Below are 14,788 nucleotides of genomic sequence, written 5' to 3'. Positions count from 1 at the left end.
GGTTTGCCGCTGCAAAGTCCAGAGCTTTGCGGAGAAAATGCCAGGGGGCCTGTAAGCCGGGTTCTGTACCGCTGACGGTATCCCAGGTGGGACCGTATCGGCGGTGGCAGCCATTCGTCTAGGCCACGGATTGCTCCGTGGCTCGAGCAGCCAACCCGGGCGGTCGATGCAAAACACATCTGCCAGCAAGCTGGCGCGCCGCCCCTATTCGGCTTTGCTCCGGGTGGGGTTTGCCGTGCGGGCCGCGTTACCGAAGCCCCGGTGCGCCGTTACCGCACCCTTTCACCCTTGCCTGTGTCCCCGAAAGGACCATCGGCGGTTTGCTCTCTGTGGCACTGTCCCTGGGGTCACCCCCGGCGGGCGTTACCCGCCACCCTTGTATTGTGGAGCCCGGACTTTCCTCGAACAGGTTACCCCGCTCGCGGCTGCCCGGCCCCCTGGCGTTGTGGCAGATAGTGCGTGCCGCGCTTGCCGCCAAGCGAAAGCGCCAGAGTGTTACACAGACAGGGGGTGACTGGAAAATTATTGGCTGACTAAAATCCAAATGAAAAACAACGGTTTGCGGCGAATTTCGGTGCATCATCTGTAACCTTCCAGTTTCGCCAAAATTCAAACAAAGTCGGCTCACCGCAGAAAAACGGAGACACGACGCGAATGCCCGATGCCCGCACCGACAAGCGCGCTGCGCGATCCAACGATAGGAAAGAGCCAATCGCAACCTATTGAACCGCGCAAATGTAGGAAAGTTCGCTGTCAGCTAACGACCCAAGAGCGGTCCTTAGCGGTCATGAGCGCTTTTAAGTTCGAACAACTGTTCGACCGAAGTTTCAAGTGCATGAGCGAATTTCAAGGCCACAATGACGGATGGAGCGAAAACCCCGTTCTCTACAGTATTAACTGTTTTTCTGCTTACTCCCATCAACTCCGCTAATTGCGCTTGCGTCAAACTTGAGGCTTCTCGGAAGTCTCGGATTTGATTGTTAAGTTCCTCAACCATTGGTGCTGATTTCTGCAATACCAAATGCGAGGAAAGCGCAGCCAAAACCAATACTCGCGATTATGTGAGCGGCTTCCTGCGCCGGAAGCGGCTCGAAGGGGGCTACGCCGACCACTAGTAAACACGTAGCTATTGTGGCGACGAAGCCGATTTCCACTGCCTTGCCGCGATTTCTTTGTGTGGGTTCGTCATTCGCCAATTCGCGTGCTCTTGCCGATAAAAACCAGCCTCCGCCCGTGAGAAGAAGGATGAGCATGGCTACGGCAAAAATGATCCAAAGCACGGATTGCATGATTGAGTTTGGCCCCCAATCCCATGCGAAAACACGCCTTGCTGGAGAGCCAATATGAGAAAACCCACGAAAGGGGCCATTAGGGCTCGCGAATTGGTGAACTTGTCAGCGGCTTGAAAATCATCGGACATTTGCCTACTCCTGTAACTTACAGGTTACATGTAACCCATAGGTGACTAGTGTCAAGGACTGATGGCCGCTTCCCACCCCATGCCGACCAATCCCTACCGCGCATTACCCCGATCACGGTCCAGCAGCAATTGGAACAGGATCGCGCGGATTTCGCCGTCGATTTCGCCATTGATCTTGTGCGGGCGCCAGCGGCGCTGGAACGCCTCGACCGCCTTGTGACCGTCGGTGATGTCATAGCCGTAGCGTTCGAGCGCTAGGTAAAACGCCCCGTCATTGTCGAACGGATCGCCAAGATCGATCTTGGGGCGCGGCAGGCACAGACCATATTCGGCGAGCCGGTCCCACGGGAACAGCTCGCCCGGATCGATCTTGCGCGCCGGGGCAACGTCCGAATGGCCGATCACATTGGAGCGGGGAATGTCGTATGTCTTGACGATCCGCGCGAGCAGCGGGACGAGCGCTTCGAATTGAACATCGGGAAATTCGCGGTAGCCATATTTGTGGCCGGGATGATCCAGTTCGATCCCGATGCTAGCCGAGTTCACATCGCGGTGGCCGCGCCAGTATGACAGGCCCGCGTGCCAGGCGCGCTTTTGCTCGGGCACCAGCCGCACAACCTCGCCAGCCTCGCCAATCAGATAATGCGCGCTGACCTTTGCCTCGGGATCGCACAGGCGTTCAATCGCGAACCCCTTGTCCTTCATTTCTGTGTAATGGATTACCACCATCGTGATCGGCAGCGCGCGCTCGTCATGGTTGGGCGACAGCACTTCGCGGTGGACCAGTTCGTCCTGGCTGAGCGGCAATCCCGCGCCGAGCTCGTCCGAGCTCAACCGATCAATCCTTCGCCCTCGGGCAGGATTGCCCCGAGCACCAGAGTATCGCCCGTCTTGGCATATTGCAGCCCGCCGCCATTTTCCGCTGCCAGCAGCGCAATCATGTGGGCAGCGGCAGTGCGGCTGGACAGCTCTGCCGGGTCAAGCGAACCGTCGAGCGCGTGGCCAATCGTATCGTCGAAGGCAATCCGCGGTCCGGCGGCCCGCACCACGATCTCGCACGCACCATCACGGCGTTCCGCCCCGATATCCAGCGTACCGCCGCGCACCACCGCATCGATCGCGATCTGCGCAAAGTTCAGCAGCACCTTGATTGCCGGCTTTCCCAACGTGCGGTCGGCCAGCGCCCAATTGATCGTGACCCCGTTTTTGTCCGCCACCAGCGCGGCAATCAGCGCCTTGGGCTCTTCGACATCGACATGATCGCCAAAACCCCCCGCGGCGCCAAAAGCGAGGCGGAAGAATTTCAGCTTGTTGGTGCTGATCGATGCGCTTTGTTCAAGCAGCTGCATCACATTCTTGCGCATTTCGGCGTCGGTTTCCATCGCCAGCAGCTCAAGCCCGTTGCTCATCGCGCCCACGGGGCTGAGCATATCGTGGCAAAGGCGCGAACACAGCATCGCGGCGAGGTCGGTGGCTTGGCGGTCGGTCATGGGGATCCCGTCGGGTCTGCGACAAAAACTGGTTAGCGGGGTCTTTAGCTATCGCAGACCAGATAGGGAAGCGCTTCGAACCCGGCACCCCCATCGCGCCAGAAAGCGACTCGTCCTGCCCCGACAATCGCCCAGACCATCCCGTCACCCGCCGCCATCGCGCTGTCGGTGGCTGACGGGGCAGGCTGTCCGACCGGGTGCGAGTGGTAATAGCCGATCACCTGAGGGCCGCCCTGCCGCGCATTGCGGTGCGCATCCACCAGCGCTTGAGGGTCAATCTCGAAATGCGTGGCTGGTGCGGCATGGACGTTGCGCGCTGGCCAGAGCGCAGTCACCCGATCGCCCTCGCCCAGCATGATGCCGCAGCATTCCTGCGGGTGCGCGGCATCGGCCTCGCGGTGAAGCCGGGTCAGGATCGCGCTTGAGACTCTCAGCATCATCGCGCATGGCCCTAGCATGGGCGAAAGCGAAACTCTTACCGGAATCCTGCAAAGCGCGGGCCGTATGGACAAGGCGCTGGCCGAAGTGTCGGGCCTCTCGCGCGAACGGGTCAAGACGCTGATTAGCGATGGAGCGGTGACCGTGGGACGCACTGTGGCCAGTTCGCCATCCACCAAGGTGCAGGCCGGATCGCATTACACCATCATCGTCCCGCCGCCCGAACCGCTGACTGCCGAGCCGCAGGATATCCCGCTGACCATCGTGTTCGAGGATGCCGATCTGGTGGTGATCGACAAACCTGCCGGGATGGTCGTGCATCCGGCGGCGGGCAATCATGATGGCACGCTGGTCAATGCATTGCTGCACCATTGCCGCGGGCAGCTGTCGGGTATCAACGGGGTCGCGCGTCCAGGCATTGTCCACCGGATCGACAAGAATACCTCGGGTCTGATGGTGGCAGCGAAAACCGATGCCGCGCATGAAGGGTTGGCCAAGCAGTTTGCTGATCATTCGATCCACCGCCGCTATCTCGCGGTTTGCGCCGGGCACCCCTCCCCCGCCAGCGGAACCATCGCGGCGCGACTGGGCCGGTCAGACCGCGACCGCAAAAAGATGGCAGTTCTGGATGATGACAGCAGCCGGGGCAAACATGCGGTGACACATTACGCGGTGATCGAGCGGCTTGACCACAGTGCGCTGATCGCCTGCACGCTGGAAACCGGGCGAACCCACCAGGTGCGCGTTCACTGCGCGTCAATTGGTCATCCGCTATTGGGGGATCCTGTCTATGGACGCTCTCCCGCTGCCTTGCGCGGCCTGCTCGACCGGCTCGATTTCCGGCGCCAGGCACTGCACGCCGCCGAATTGGGCTTTACACACCCGGTCACGGCGCAGCGGCTGGATTTTCGGGCCGAGCTTCCGGCGGATATGCGGGAACTCATCGACGAAACCGCTCGTTGAAATCGATGAAAGTCGCTGCACAGCGCGCAAAACTCGTATATATGTAACCAAGTGGCCCGATCGAACGGATGCCCAGCAGGGGTCCGGCGCCAGAGGTCGACACAGGAAAGGTCAGGGATAAGTGACTACGAAGAAAACTATCGGCGTTCCGGCGCTTGGCGGGGAGCAGAGCCTCAACCGCTATCTATCTGAAATCAAGAAGTTTCCCGTGCTGACGGCTGAGCAGGAATATATGCTTGCCAAGCGGTACGAGGAACATGAAGACCCCGAAGCTGCGGCGCAGCTCGTGACCAGCCACCTGCGGCTCGTCGCGAAGATCGCCATGGGCTATCGCGGCTATGGCCTGCCGGTCAGTGACCTGATTTCCGAAGGCAATGTGGGCCTGATGCAGGGCGTCAAGAAATTTGAGGCTGATCGCGGCTTCCGTCTGGCCACCTATGCAATGTGGTGGATCAAGGCGAGCATGCAGGAATTTATCCTGCGCAGCTGGTCGCTGGTCAAAATGGGCACCACCGCCGCGCAGAAGAAGCTGTTCTTCAATTTGCGCCGCATGAAAAAACAGCTCGAAGCCTACGAGGATTCCGACCTCCACCCTGACGACGTCAAGAAGATCGCCACCGATCTGGGCGTGCCGGAGCAGGAAGTGGTCAATATGAACCGCCGGATGATGATGGGCGGCGATGGTTCGCTCAACACCCCGATGCGCAATGGTGAAGACGGGTCTGGCGAATGGCAGGATTGGCTGACCGACGACCGCCCGCTGCAGGACGAAACCGTTGCCGAGGCCGAAGAAGCGCATGTACGCCACGAAATGCTGGTCGAGGCGATGGATAGCCTCAACGATCGCGAAAAGCATATCCTGACCGAGCGCCGCCTGACCGACAGCCCGCAGACGCTGGAGCAGCTGAGCCAGGTTTATTCCGTCAGCCGCGAACGGATCCGCCAGATCGAAGTGCGCGCGTTTGAAAAGCTGCAGAAGGCCATGCAGCGGATCGCGGGCGAACGGCTGATTCCGGTCGCCGCCTGATCCGCCAACAATCGACGCTTTGCGGCGCGAGGGGAATTTCCTCTCGCGCCGCTTTTCGTTAGAGGCCGACGATGCGTTTTCTCACCAAGCTCCTGTTCCGTCTCCTGATCGGCTTTGTCGGCCTGAGCCTGGCGCTGGTCATCCTGTTCAAATTCGTGCCCGTCCCGGTCACCGCGACGATGGTGATGGATGGCAACGGGATTACCAAGAACTGGGAATCGCTGGCAAACATCGACCGCAATATGGTGCGCGCAGTGATCGCGGCAGAGGATGGCAAGTTTTGCACGCATGACGGTTTCGACCGCGCAGCTATCGAAAAGGCGCTGCATCAAAACGCCAAGGGCGGACGCATTCGCGGCGGGTCCACCATCAGCCAGCAGACCGCCAAGAACGTCTTCCTGTGGCAAGGCGGCGGCTATGTCCGCAAGGGGCTGGAAGCCTGGTTTACGCTGCTGATCGAGCAGGTATGGGGCAAGCGCCGGATCATGGAAGTCTATCTCAACATCGCGGAAACCGGGATCGGTACTTACGGTGTGGAGGCAGGGTCGCAGCGCTATTTCCGCCATGCCGCCGCCTCGCTCAGCCCCACTGAAGCTGCCCGCATGGCGGCTGCCCTGCCGCTGCCCAAGGAACGCTCTGTCGTAAACCCCGGCGGGTGGCTGCGCCGCCACGGCAACACGATATCCGCAAGGATCGGCGTGGTCGGACGTGACGGCCTCGATTCCTGTGTATACCAGTAGGCACTATGGGCGCGGGTCAGAGTCACAATTCGGAAACGGGGCATACGTCGGAAGTAGGTCACACCTCGGAAACGGGTCACAGCCACGCACATGGTCACGGGCATAGCCATGCCCCCGCCGATTTCGGGCGCGCATTCCTGTTTGGCATCATCCTCAACACCGGCTTCGTCATTGTCGAGGCGGTGTATGGCTGGCTGTCGGGATCGATGGCGCTGATTGCCGATGCCGGGCACAATCTGTCCGACGTGCTCAGCCTGGCGCTGGCATGGGGCGCCAGTGTCGCTGCCAAGCGGCCACCGTCCGAACGCTTCACCTATGGCTTCAAAAGTTCGACCATCCTTGCCGCGCTGGCCAATGCCGGGCTGCTGCTGGTCGCTATCGGTGCGATCGCCTTCGAAACGCTGCACCGCATGGCCGAACCTGCCGTGGTGCAGGGCCAGACGATGGCGATTGTCGCGGGCATCGGCATAGTGATCAATGCAGGCACCGCGCTGCTTTTCCTGCGCGGGCGGCATGACGACCTCAACATTCGCGGTGCATTCCTGCACATGGCGGCTGATGCGCTGGTGAGCCTTGGGGTGGTGATCGCCGGGATCGCTATCATCATGACCGGTGCGAACTGGATTGATCCGGCGGTCAGCCTGCTGATCGTGGCCGTGATCGCCTGGGGGACCTGGGGGCTGCTCAAGGACAGTCTGGCGATGAGCCTGCTTGCGGTGCCCAAGGGCATCTCTGAAAGCGCTGTACGCGCCTATCTGACCGGCCTGCCGGGGGTATCTGCCGTCCACGACCTGCACATCTGGCCGATGAGCACCACAGAGACAGCGCTAACCGCGCATATCGTCATGCCCGACGGATCACCCGGTGACGCGTTTCTGGCCGATATTGCGCATCAGCTGGAGCATCACCACCGCATCGGCCATTCCACCATTCAGGTCGAACGCAGCCGTGACTGCGCGGCGGGCTGTTAGGATAAGATGAAGTCGACCGCTGCGGCGGCATGCAGTTCAGTCGTGTCGAACACCGGTAGGCTGCTGTCACACGGTTTCACCAGCAGCATGATCTCCGTACACGCAAGCGCAACCGCTTCGGCTCCGCGCGCCGCCATGTCGGCGATAACCTCGCAATAAAAGCTGCGCGCCTTGTCGCAGATGGTCCCCGCGCACAGCTCTTCGAAGATGATGCGGTTAAGTTCGTCCCGCGCTTCCGGTGCGGGCAGGATAACTTCCAACCCCTTGGCCGCCAGCCGCTTGGAATAAAACGGCTCGTTCATGGTGAACCGCGTGCCCAGCAGGCCAAGCTTGCGATGCCCCGCCGCCAGCACCGCATCGGCCAGCGGATCGACAATATGGATCAGCCGCGCGGGGGAAACAGTGTCCACCTGCTCGGCCAGCTTGTGCATCGTGTTGGTACAGATCAGCAGGGCCTCTGCCCCCGCGCCGTGCAATCCGCGCCCCGCATCGGCCAGCTTGTCGCCCAGCGCATCCCACTCGCCTGCCGATTGCAGCGCGGCAATCTCGGCAAAGTCGAAGCTGTGCATTACCAGCGGCGCCGAAGCGATGCCGCCCCGCGCGGCGCGAACGCTCTGATTTATCAGGCGGTAATAATGGACCGAGCTTTCCCAGCTCATCCCGCCGATCAGGCCAATGGTTTTCATGCAGCGGTGTCCTGGGTGCAAGCCGGGAGATGGGCACGCATTTTCACTTTAAGAAACCTGATCAGCTCAGGATCCATGAAAGCGAAATCATCGGGAATGTCGAGGCAGATGATGCGCGTTTTGCCCAGCGCCTGCTGGTGGCGCGCCTACACCTTTCGGCGGTGTGCCCGTTCCATCACGAACACTGTGTCAGCCCACGCGACCAGCTCGTCCGACAGCGGATATTCCGCATCATTGTTGGTCCCGGCGGACATTGCTGTCACGCCGGGATAATCTGCAAAAATCTGTTCTGCGGTGGGGCTGCGAAGCCGGTTCTGGCTACAGACGAACAGGAAGTGCCGCAAAGAACGAAGGCGCGGTGTTAGGCCGCTTCCTCTTTCTCTTCGTCATCCTTCTTGCCGCCGTGGACCTGGATCGGTTCCTTGCGGCCTTCGACCACGTCCTTGTCCAGAACGATTTCGGTCACACCGTCCATATCGGGCAGGTCGAACATCGTGTCGAGCAGCAAGCCTTCGACAATCGAGCGCAGGCCGCGCGCGCCGGTTTTGCGCAAGATCGCTTTTTCGGCAATCGTCTGCAACGCTTCGGGCGTAAAGGTCAGTTCCACATCTTCCAGCTCGAACAGCTTCTGATACTGTTTGACCAGTGCGTTCTTCGGCTGGGTGAGGATGGTCACCAACGCGTCGATATCCAGATCACGCAGCGAAGCGATCACTGGCAGACGGCCGACGAATTCGGGGATCAGGCCGAATTTCAGCAGATCCTCGGGCTCGCCCTTCTCCAGCAGTTCGCCCACCCGGCGCTTGTCCGGATCGGCAACATGCGCGCCAAACCCGATCGAACGCTTCTGCAGCCGGTCGGCAATGATCTTTTCAAGCCCGGAGAACGCGCCGCCACAGATGAACAGGATGTTCGTGGTGTCGACCTGCAGGAATTCCTGCTGCGGATGCTTGCGGCCGCCTTGCGGCGGGACCGAAGCTGTGGTGCCTTCCATCAGCTTGAGCAAGGCCTGCTGTACGCCCTCACCCGACACATCGCGCGTGATCGAGGGGTTTTCCGCCTTGCGCGTAATCTTGTCGATTTCGTCGATATAGACGATGCCGTGCTGCGCCTTCTCGACATTGTAATCAGAGGACTGGAGCAGCTTGAGAATGATGTTCTCGACATCTTCGCCCACATAACCCGCTTCGGTCAGCGTGGTGGCATCGGCCATGGTGAACGGCACATCAAACGTGCGCGCCAGCGTCTGCGCCAGCAGCGTCTTGCCCGACCCGGTGGGGCCAACCAGCAGGATGTTCGATTTGGCGAGTTCGACATCGCCCGATTTGCCGCTGTGCTTCAGCCGCTTGTAATGATTGTGCACTGCGACCGAGAGCACGCGCTTGGCGCGGTCCTGGCCGATCACATAATCGTTGAGCGTGGCGAAAATCTCCGCCGGAGTAGCAACATCGCCTTCCTTGCGCCCGGCGATCCCGGCTTTGGTTTCCTCGCGGATGATGTCGTTGCACAGTTCGACGCATTCATCGCAGATGAACACGGTGGGCCCGGCGATCAGCTTGCGGACTTCGTGCTGCGACTTGCCGCAGAAGCTGCAATACAGCGTGGATTTGCTATCGGTTCCGCTCAACGTGGTCATATCCTGTGTCTTCCCCGCGCCGCTAGGTGGGCGAATCCGCCAACTGTAGGCCGGAGCGTGTTTGGGTCAATATCATAGGTACCCGACATCCCTTGCCACAAGCTGAAGCGCCAAGGTTGCCGAATTCCTACGACAAATTTACGGCAGTCCTGTCCGGGGACAGTCTGCCGTCGGTATTTTACTCGGGTGCGCCGCCTGTACCCTCGGGTTCGGCGTCGGATTCGTTCTCGGGACGAGTCTCGAAAACCTTGTCGACGATCCCGAATTTCATCGCTTCATCGGCTTCGAGAAAGGTGTCGCGGTCCATCGCCTTTTCAATCTCTTTCAGCGTTTTGCCGGTGTATTTCACATAGAGACTGTTCATCCGCTCGCGAATCCGCAGGATCTCGCGCGCCTGAATTTCAATGTCGGACGCCATACCGCGGGCACCGCCCGAAGGCTGGTGAACCATGATCCGCGCATTCGGCAGCGCCACGCGCATTCCGGGCTCGCCTGCGGCCAGCAGGAAGCTGCCCATTGATGCGGCCTGGCCCATGCACACGGTCGAAACGCGCGGTTTGATATATTGCATGGTGTCATGGATCGCCATGCCGGCCGTCACCACGCCGCCGGGCGAATTGATATACATGCTGATCGGCTTGGAGGGATTTTCGCTCTCCAGAAACAGCAGCTGGGCGGTGATCAGGCTGGCCATGCCATCTTCGACCTGACCCGTGACGAACACAATGCGTTCGCGCAGCAGGCGGCTGAAAATGTCAAAGCTGCGTTCACCGCGGCTGGTCTGTTCGACCACAACTGGGACCAGCGCCCCGGTTATGGGGTCTTGGGTAAACTGGCCTTGGCTGGCATGGGCATCGCTGCCGAACAGGTCGATCATCAAAGGTCCTCTCGTCGGGTCTGTTGCGCGCCTATGTCGCGTCAGCCGCACCGATGTTCAAGGGGCTTAACCTTCTTGACCTTCCGATATACCCGACCAGCATTATAGTGCGGCGCAGGCTGTGCCCGTCGTTCAACAGTGACAAGTGGCTGTTTGTCGAATTCGAATAGCCGCCTGTCGAAGCAAGCTAGGGATCATGAATTACAGCTGTAGGCGAACAATCTGTCTACTTGGAGCCCCCGCCCAATGCCATTTGCCAAACTGCCTGTTTCCGCGAGCCTGATCGCGCTCGCCGCGATGCAGTGCGCCCCTGCGTTTGCACAGGATGCCGCCGATGAACCAGCGAGCGAGACTGCCGTATCCGCCGCTCCGGCCAATGGGCAAAGCTATGAACCGGCGTATTTTGAACAATTCGCCCCGCGCAATGCGCGTGACATGGTGGCGCGTATTCCGGGCTTTTCAATCTCTGACGGCGGCGGAGGCCAGCGTGGCCTGGGCCAGGCAACGGGCAATGTCCTGATCAATGGCAAACGGTTCTCCGGCAAGTCTGAAAGCCTGCGCGACCAGCTGAGCCGCATCCCTGCTGCCGATGTCGTGCGCATCGATATCGTCGAAGGTGCCACGCTGGATATTCCCGGACTTACCGGCCAGGTCGCCAATGTCATCGTCAACAATACCGGCGCATCGGGCCAGTTCCGCTGGAACACGGGCTTCCGGGCGCACAATACCGAGGCGCAGCTTTACGGCGGCGAGGTGTCGCTGACCGGCAAAAGCGGTGCACTGGATTTCACTGTCGCGCTCAGCAATCGCAACGACCGCTTCGGTGCCGATGGCCCGAACATCCTGACCGATGGCACAGGCGCATTGATCGAAACGCAGGACACCAAATTCTCCGGCAAATTCGACAACCCCAAGCTGGCGACCAATTTCACCTATGACTTTGGCGGCGATGTGCTTGCCCATTTCAACGCCAGCTATGGCGAGGACTTCTTCTCACGCAACGAACCTGAAACCGGCTTTCCGGTATCCGGCCCGGTCCGCACACGCGATTTGCGCACGTATGAAGATGGCCCGGAATATGAATTGAGCGCCGATCTCGCTTTCCCGTTGGGTCCGGGCGCGCTCAAGCTGATCGCGCTTGAGCGGTTCGAGCGGGACAATTTCAGCACCCAGCTGATGGACAGCTTCGACGATGGCAGCGATCCGGAGGGCTTTCGCTTTACGCAAATCGGCGAGGCCGGCGAACGCATCGGACGATTCGAATATGGCTGGAACATGTGGAGTTCCGACTGGCAGATTTCAGGAGAGGCGGCTTTCAACCGGCTCAACCGCGTCTCCGGCTTGTTCGAGCTTGCCCCTGACGGCACTTTCACCCAGCTAGCTTTTCCGGAGGGGACCGGCGGCGTTCGCGAATCGCGGTATGACGGTTCGCTCAGCTTCGGGACCCAGCTGACCCCGAAGCTATCGCTTCAGGCCATCGCCGGGGCGGAATATTCGCAGATCGAACAGACCGGTGTCGCGGCGAATGCCCGCACTTTCCTACGCCCCAAGGGATCATTGGCGCTGGCGTGGAACCCGGCCGATGACTTTGACCTATCGCTCGAGTTGCGACGCCAGGTCGGCCAATTGTCCTTCGGGGACTTTCTGGCCAGCGTCGCACTGGATGACGGGAACGAAAATGCGGGCAATAACGAACTGGTACCTGACCAGAGCTGGAAACTTGACTTTGAAATGAACAAGCGGCTGGGCGCGTGGGGCTCAGCCAAGCTGACGATTGGCCACGCCTGGTTCGAGGATTTCATCGATTTCTTTCCGGTGGGTGCAACTGGCGAGGCCCGGGGAAACATCGGCAATGCCCAGCGCACATCGGTGGGTCTGAGCGGGACGATCAAGCTCGATCCGCTTGGCATCAACGGCGCGCAGATCGAAGCAAACGGAGTGCGCCGCTGGATGCGGGTAACAGATCCCTTTGTCGGGGTAACGCGGCCATTCTCCCGCGATACGGTCGCTTTTCTCGACCTGGATTTTCGCCATGACATTCCCGGCAGCGATATCGCCTATGGCGCGAGCCTCTTCACCGAAGAAAACGCCCCATATTCACGGCGCTTTGAAATCGGGCGTGATTTTGAAGGGCCATCCTTTGTCAGCCTGTTTGTCGAGCACAAGGATGTCATGGGGCTGACGGTCAATGCCAGCGTCGGCAATGTCGCGGGCGCACGGCAGAAAAACTTTCGCACGGTTTTCGCAGACCCACGCCCCGGCGGCGATGTCCTGTTCAACGAGCAATCGGATCGCCGGATAGGGCCGATGTTCCGCTTCTCGGTAAGCGGCAATTTCTAATTGCCAGCCTCTCTGGTCTCAGGGCGATAATCGCGGATTTTTGTCGAATCCCGCACTTGATCACCGCGATCCTTGGCGTCGATTTCTTTTTGCAGGAAATAATTGAGAGCAGTTCGAATGGTGGCAATCGCTGCCAATTGGCCAATCTCGCTCCAGCTCGGGGCCACTGCGGTCCGCAGAATATCCGCGCCCAACAGCAGCTCCAGCGCCAATGCCAGCCATCGCCCCAAGCGAAGCCTGATTTCTTCCTTGGCATTGTGAGCCCGTGCCTCGGAATCGGCGACAGAGTGGTGCCAAAACCCCCCGACCAGCCGCAGAACCGCCTCGATGACCGCATAAGCAACGATCACGGCAGCAACCCCCTCCACCACCAATGAGATGGCGAGAGTGATTTCACGGATGAGGTTTTCAAGCATAACCGGACAACCGGGAGCTAATGCTCCCGGTTCCGGCGATCAGCTTACTTTTTCGGTGCTGCCTTCTTGGCGGCTGGCTTTTTGGCAGGCGCCTTCTTGGCTGCGGGTTTTTTCGCAGGTGCCTTGTCAGCGTCAGCCTTCTTGGCCGGAGCCTTTTTGGCGGCTGGCTTTTTGGCGGCGGCCTTTTTGGGCTCTTCAGCCTTGGCCTCGTCCTTTTTTGCAGCAGCCTTTTTCGGATCTGCCTTTTTGGCCGGAGCCTTTTTCTTGGCCGGAGCCTTCTTGGCAGGCGCCGCGTCTTCCTCTGCTTCGATCGCAGCCTCAAGCTCCTCGCGCGTCACTTCGCGCTCGGTGATCGTGGCTTTTTCGAACAGGAAGTCGACGACCTTGTCTTCATACAACGGCGCCCGCAGCTGGGCGGCGGCCATCGGTTCCTGCTGGACGTACTGGACAAACCGTTCGCGGTCTTCGTCGCGATATTGCTGGGCCGCCTGCTGGATGAGCATGCTCATTTCCTGCTGCGAGACCTGCACATCATTGGCCTGTCCGATTTCGGACAGCAACAGTCCCAGACGCACGCGGCGTTCGGCGATGTGACGATAATCGTCCTTCTCGCCTTCGACTTCCTTCATCGACGCTTCGGGATCATCGGACTTGGCAGCCTCTTGCTGCAACTGCGCCCAGATCTGTTCGAATTCGGCGTCGACCATGCCCTCGGGCACGGCGAAATCATGCCCGGCTGCAAGCTGGTCGAGCAACGAACGCTTCATCTGCGTGCGCGTCAGGCCGCCGGTTTCCTGCTCCAGCTGGCCGCGCATCAATTCCTTGAGCTTGTCCAGTCCGTCGAGGCCGAGGTTCTTGGCGAAATCATCATCGATCTTGGTTTCGGTGCCGATCTTCACCTGCTTCACGGTGATGTCGAATTCGGCATCCTTGGCAGCCAGATCCTTGGCCGGGTAGTCAGCGGGGAACGTGACCGTGATGGTCTTCTTGTCGCCTGTCTTGACGCCCGTCAGCTGCTCTTCAAAACCCGGAATGAACTGGCCTGAACCGATCACCAACGCGGCATCTTCGGCTTTGCCGCCTTCAAATTCGACACCGTCGGTGCGGCCAACGAAATCGATGATCAGCTGGTCGCCTTCGCCAGCTTTCCTGGTCTTGGGCGCATCCTTGTAGCTCTGGTTCTGGCCAGCGATGCGCGTCACCGCTTCCATCACTTCTTCATCGGTGACCGGAACAGTCAGACGTTCGATTGCCAATGTGTCGATGCTGGGGGTTTCGACTTGCGGCAGGACCTCCAGCTCGATCGTCAGTTTGGCGTCTTTGCCTTCTTCATAGCCTTCGGCCAGTTCCATCTTCGGCTGCATTGCCGGGCGGAGCTGGTTGTCCTTCATGACCTTGTCAGCCGATTCGCGGATCATGTCGTTGACCGCCTGACCGTGCAGCTGCTCGCCGTGCATCTTGCGCACCAGATTCGCAGGCACCTTGCCGGGGCGGAAGCCGGGCATTTTGACCTGCGGAGCAATTTTCTTGACCTCGGCCGAAATGCGCGCGTCAATCTCCTTGGCGGGGATGGTGACGGTATAGGCGCGCTTCAGGCCTTCATTGGCGGTTTCTTTAATCTGCATGGGATGAAACTCGTGACTTTCCATATCTAGTACAATGGCGCGAGAGGCCCACGCGGCGGCGAAAACTGGTGCGGGCGAAGGGACTCGAACCCCCACATCTTACGATACTGGTACCTAAAACCAGCGCGTCTACCAATTCCGCCACGCCCGCTAGCCCGA

At 60.0% G+C, this 14,788-nt stretch carries 15 protein-coding genes, 1 tRNA gene and 1 other RNA gene; 5 read left to right on the top strand and 12 right to left on the bottom strand.

All coding sequences use genetic code 11. The annotated features are described in order from the left end of the window. Nucleotides 1-36: 36 nt before the first annotated feature. From rnpB to FEV51_RS04690, 6 genes are all read right to left on the bottom strand, one after another. An RNA gene (gene rnpB, locus FEV51_RS04715) (RNase P RNA component class A) lies at nucleotides 37-441 on the bottom strand. Between the two features lie 337 nt (nucleotides 442-778). Then, nucleotides 779-997, bottom strand: coding sequence for a helix-turn-helix transcriptional regulator (locus FEV51_RS13395; RefSeq protein WP_138616484.1), 219 nt, complete (start codon nucleotides 995-997; stop codon nucleotides 779-781). Then, nucleotides 990-1,289 (bottom strand): hypothetical protein, encoded by a 300-nt coding sequence (locus FEV51_RS04705; RefSeq protein WP_138616482.1) that lies wholly within the window; start codon nucleotides 1,287-1,289, stop codon nucleotides 990-992. Before FEV51_RS04705 ends, FEV51_RS13395 begins: the two co-directional genes overlap by 8 nt. A 224-nt stretch (nucleotides 1,290-1,513) precedes the next feature. Continuing rightward, nucleotides 1,514-2,149 (bottom strand): N-acetylmuramoyl-L-alanine amidase, encoded by a 636-nt coding sequence (locus FEV51_RS04700; RefSeq protein ID WP_138617234.1) that lies wholly within the window; start codon nucleotides 2,147-2,149, stop codon nucleotides 1,514-1,516. A 101-nt stretch (nucleotides 2,150-2,250) separates the two neighbouring features. Then, on the bottom strand, nucleotides 2,251-2,910 hold the full coding sequence (locus tag FEV51_RS04695) for a histidine phosphotransferase family protein (RefSeq protein WP_138616480.1): 660 nt from the start codon (nucleotides 2,908-2,910) through the stop codon (nucleotides 2,251-2,253). A 44-nt stretch (nucleotides 2,911-2,954) separates the two neighbouring features. Next, entirely contained in the window at nucleotides 2,955-3,350 is a 396-nt protein-coding gene (locus FEV51_RS04690) for a M67 family metallopeptidase (RefSeq protein WP_138616478.1), read from the bottom strand. A 16-nt stretch (nucleotides 3,351-3,366) separates the two neighbouring features. Between FEV51_RS04690 and FEV51_RS04685 the strand changes: the two genes are divergently transcribed. The 4 genes from FEV51_RS04685 to FEV51_RS04670 all read left to right on the top strand — a co-directional run bounded on the left by FEV51_RS04685 (nucleotide 3,367) and on the right by FEV51_RS04670 (nucleotide 7,049). Continuing rightward, the gene (locus FEV51_RS04685; RefSeq protein ID WP_138616476.1) at nucleotides 3,367-4,311 is read left to right on the top strand and encodes an RluA family pseudouridine synthase; all 945 of its coding nucleotides are present in this window, start codon (nucleotides 3,367-3,369) and stop codon (nucleotides 4,309-4,311) included. 139 nt (nucleotides 4,312-4,450) lie between these two features. Further along, nucleotides 4,451-5,338: an RNA polymerase sigma factor RpoH gene (gene rpoH / locus FEV51_RS04680; RefSeq protein ID WP_138617232.1), complete on the top strand. Its 888-nt coding sequence runs from the start codon at nucleotides 4,451-4,453 to the stop codon at nucleotides 5,336-5,338. 71 nt (nucleotides 5,339-5,409) lie between these two features. Beyond that, nucleotides 5,410-6,078: a monofunctional biosynthetic peptidoglycan transglycosylase gene (gene mtgA / locus FEV51_RS04675; RefSeq protein WP_138616474.1), complete on the top strand. Its 669-nt coding sequence runs from the start codon at nucleotides 5,410-5,412 to the stop codon at nucleotides 6,076-6,078. 5 nt (nucleotides 6,079-6,083) lie between these two features. Beyond that, nucleotides 6,084-7,049 (top strand): cation diffusion facilitator family transporter, encoded by a 966-nt coding sequence (locus FEV51_RS04670; protein ID WP_138616472.1) that lies wholly within the window; start codon nucleotides 6,084-6,086, stop codon nucleotides 7,047-7,049. Here the strand turns inward: FEV51_RS04670 and FEV51_RS04665 are convergent. The 3 genes from FEV51_RS04665 to FEV51_RS04650 all read right to left on the bottom strand — a co-directional run bounded on the left by FEV51_RS04665 (nucleotide 7,046) and on the right by FEV51_RS04650 (nucleotide 10,248). Further along, the gene (locus tag FEV51_RS04665) at nucleotides 7,046-7,735 is read right to left on the bottom strand and encodes an aspartate/glutamate racemase family protein (RefSeq protein ID WP_138616470.1); all 690 of its coding nucleotides are present in this window, start codon (nucleotides 7,733-7,735) and stop codon (nucleotides 7,046-7,048) included. The two genes, FEV51_RS04670 and FEV51_RS04665, sit on opposite strands and share 4 nt — an antisense overlap. A gap of 361 nt (nucleotides 7,736-8,096) precedes the next feature. Then, complete coding sequence (gene clpX, locus FEV51_RS04655; protein ID WP_138616468.1) at nucleotides 8,097-9,371, bottom strand: ATP-dependent Clp protease ATP-binding subunit ClpX; 1,275 nt, start codon at nucleotides 9,369-9,371, stop codon at nucleotides 8,097-8,099. Nucleotides 9,372-9,549: 178 nt separating this feature from the next. Next, entirely contained in the window at nucleotides 9,550-10,248 is a 699-nt protein-coding gene (locus tag FEV51_RS04650; protein ID WP_138616466.1) for an ATP-dependent Clp protease proteolytic subunit, read from the bottom strand. A 246-nt stretch (nucleotides 10,249-10,494) separates the two neighbouring features. Here FEV51_RS04650 and FEV51_RS04645 point away from each other — a divergent pair, with 246 nt between their 5' ends. Next, nucleotides 10,495-12,588, top strand: a complete 2,094-nt coding sequence (locus tag FEV51_RS04645; RefSeq protein ID WP_246034445.1) for a TonB-dependent receptor plug domain-containing protein — start codon at nucleotides 10,495-10,497, stop codon at nucleotides 12,586-12,588. On the opposite strand, the gene FEV51_RS04640 is transcribed toward FEV51_RS04645, so the two are convergent. From FEV51_RS04640 to FEV51_RS04630, 3 genes are all read right to left on the bottom strand, one after another. After that, nucleotides 12,585-13,004, bottom strand: a complete 420-nt coding sequence (locus tag FEV51_RS04640) for a DUF1622 domain-containing protein (protein ID WP_138616464.1) — start codon at nucleotides 13,002-13,004, stop codon at nucleotides 12,585-12,587. The genes FEV51_RS04645 and FEV51_RS04640 overlap by 4 nt on opposite strands. 44 nt (nucleotides 13,005-13,048) lie before the next feature. Then, nucleotides 13,049-14,629 carry a trigger factor gene (gene tig / locus FEV51_RS04635; RefSeq protein ID WP_138616462.1) on the bottom strand — a complete coding sequence of 527 codons (1,581 nt, stop codon included), beginning with the start codon at nucleotides 14,627-14,629 and terminating at the stop codon, nucleotides 13,049-13,051. A 66-nt stretch (nucleotides 14,630-14,695) separates the two neighbouring features. Further along, nucleotides 14,696-14,780, bottom strand: a tRNA-Leu gene (locus FEV51_RS04630). Between the last annotated feature and the right edge of the window lie 8 nt (nucleotides 14,781-14,788).

This window comes from Qipengyuania marisflavi (assembly GCF_005884405.1).
Classification (GTDB): domain Bacteria; phylum Pseudomonadota; class Alphaproteobacteria; order Sphingomonadales; family Sphingomonadaceae; genus Qipengyuania; species Qipengyuania marisflavi.
Note: the sequence above shows the minus strand (reverse complement) of the source record. Positions and strands in the feature narration are given on the sequence as shown.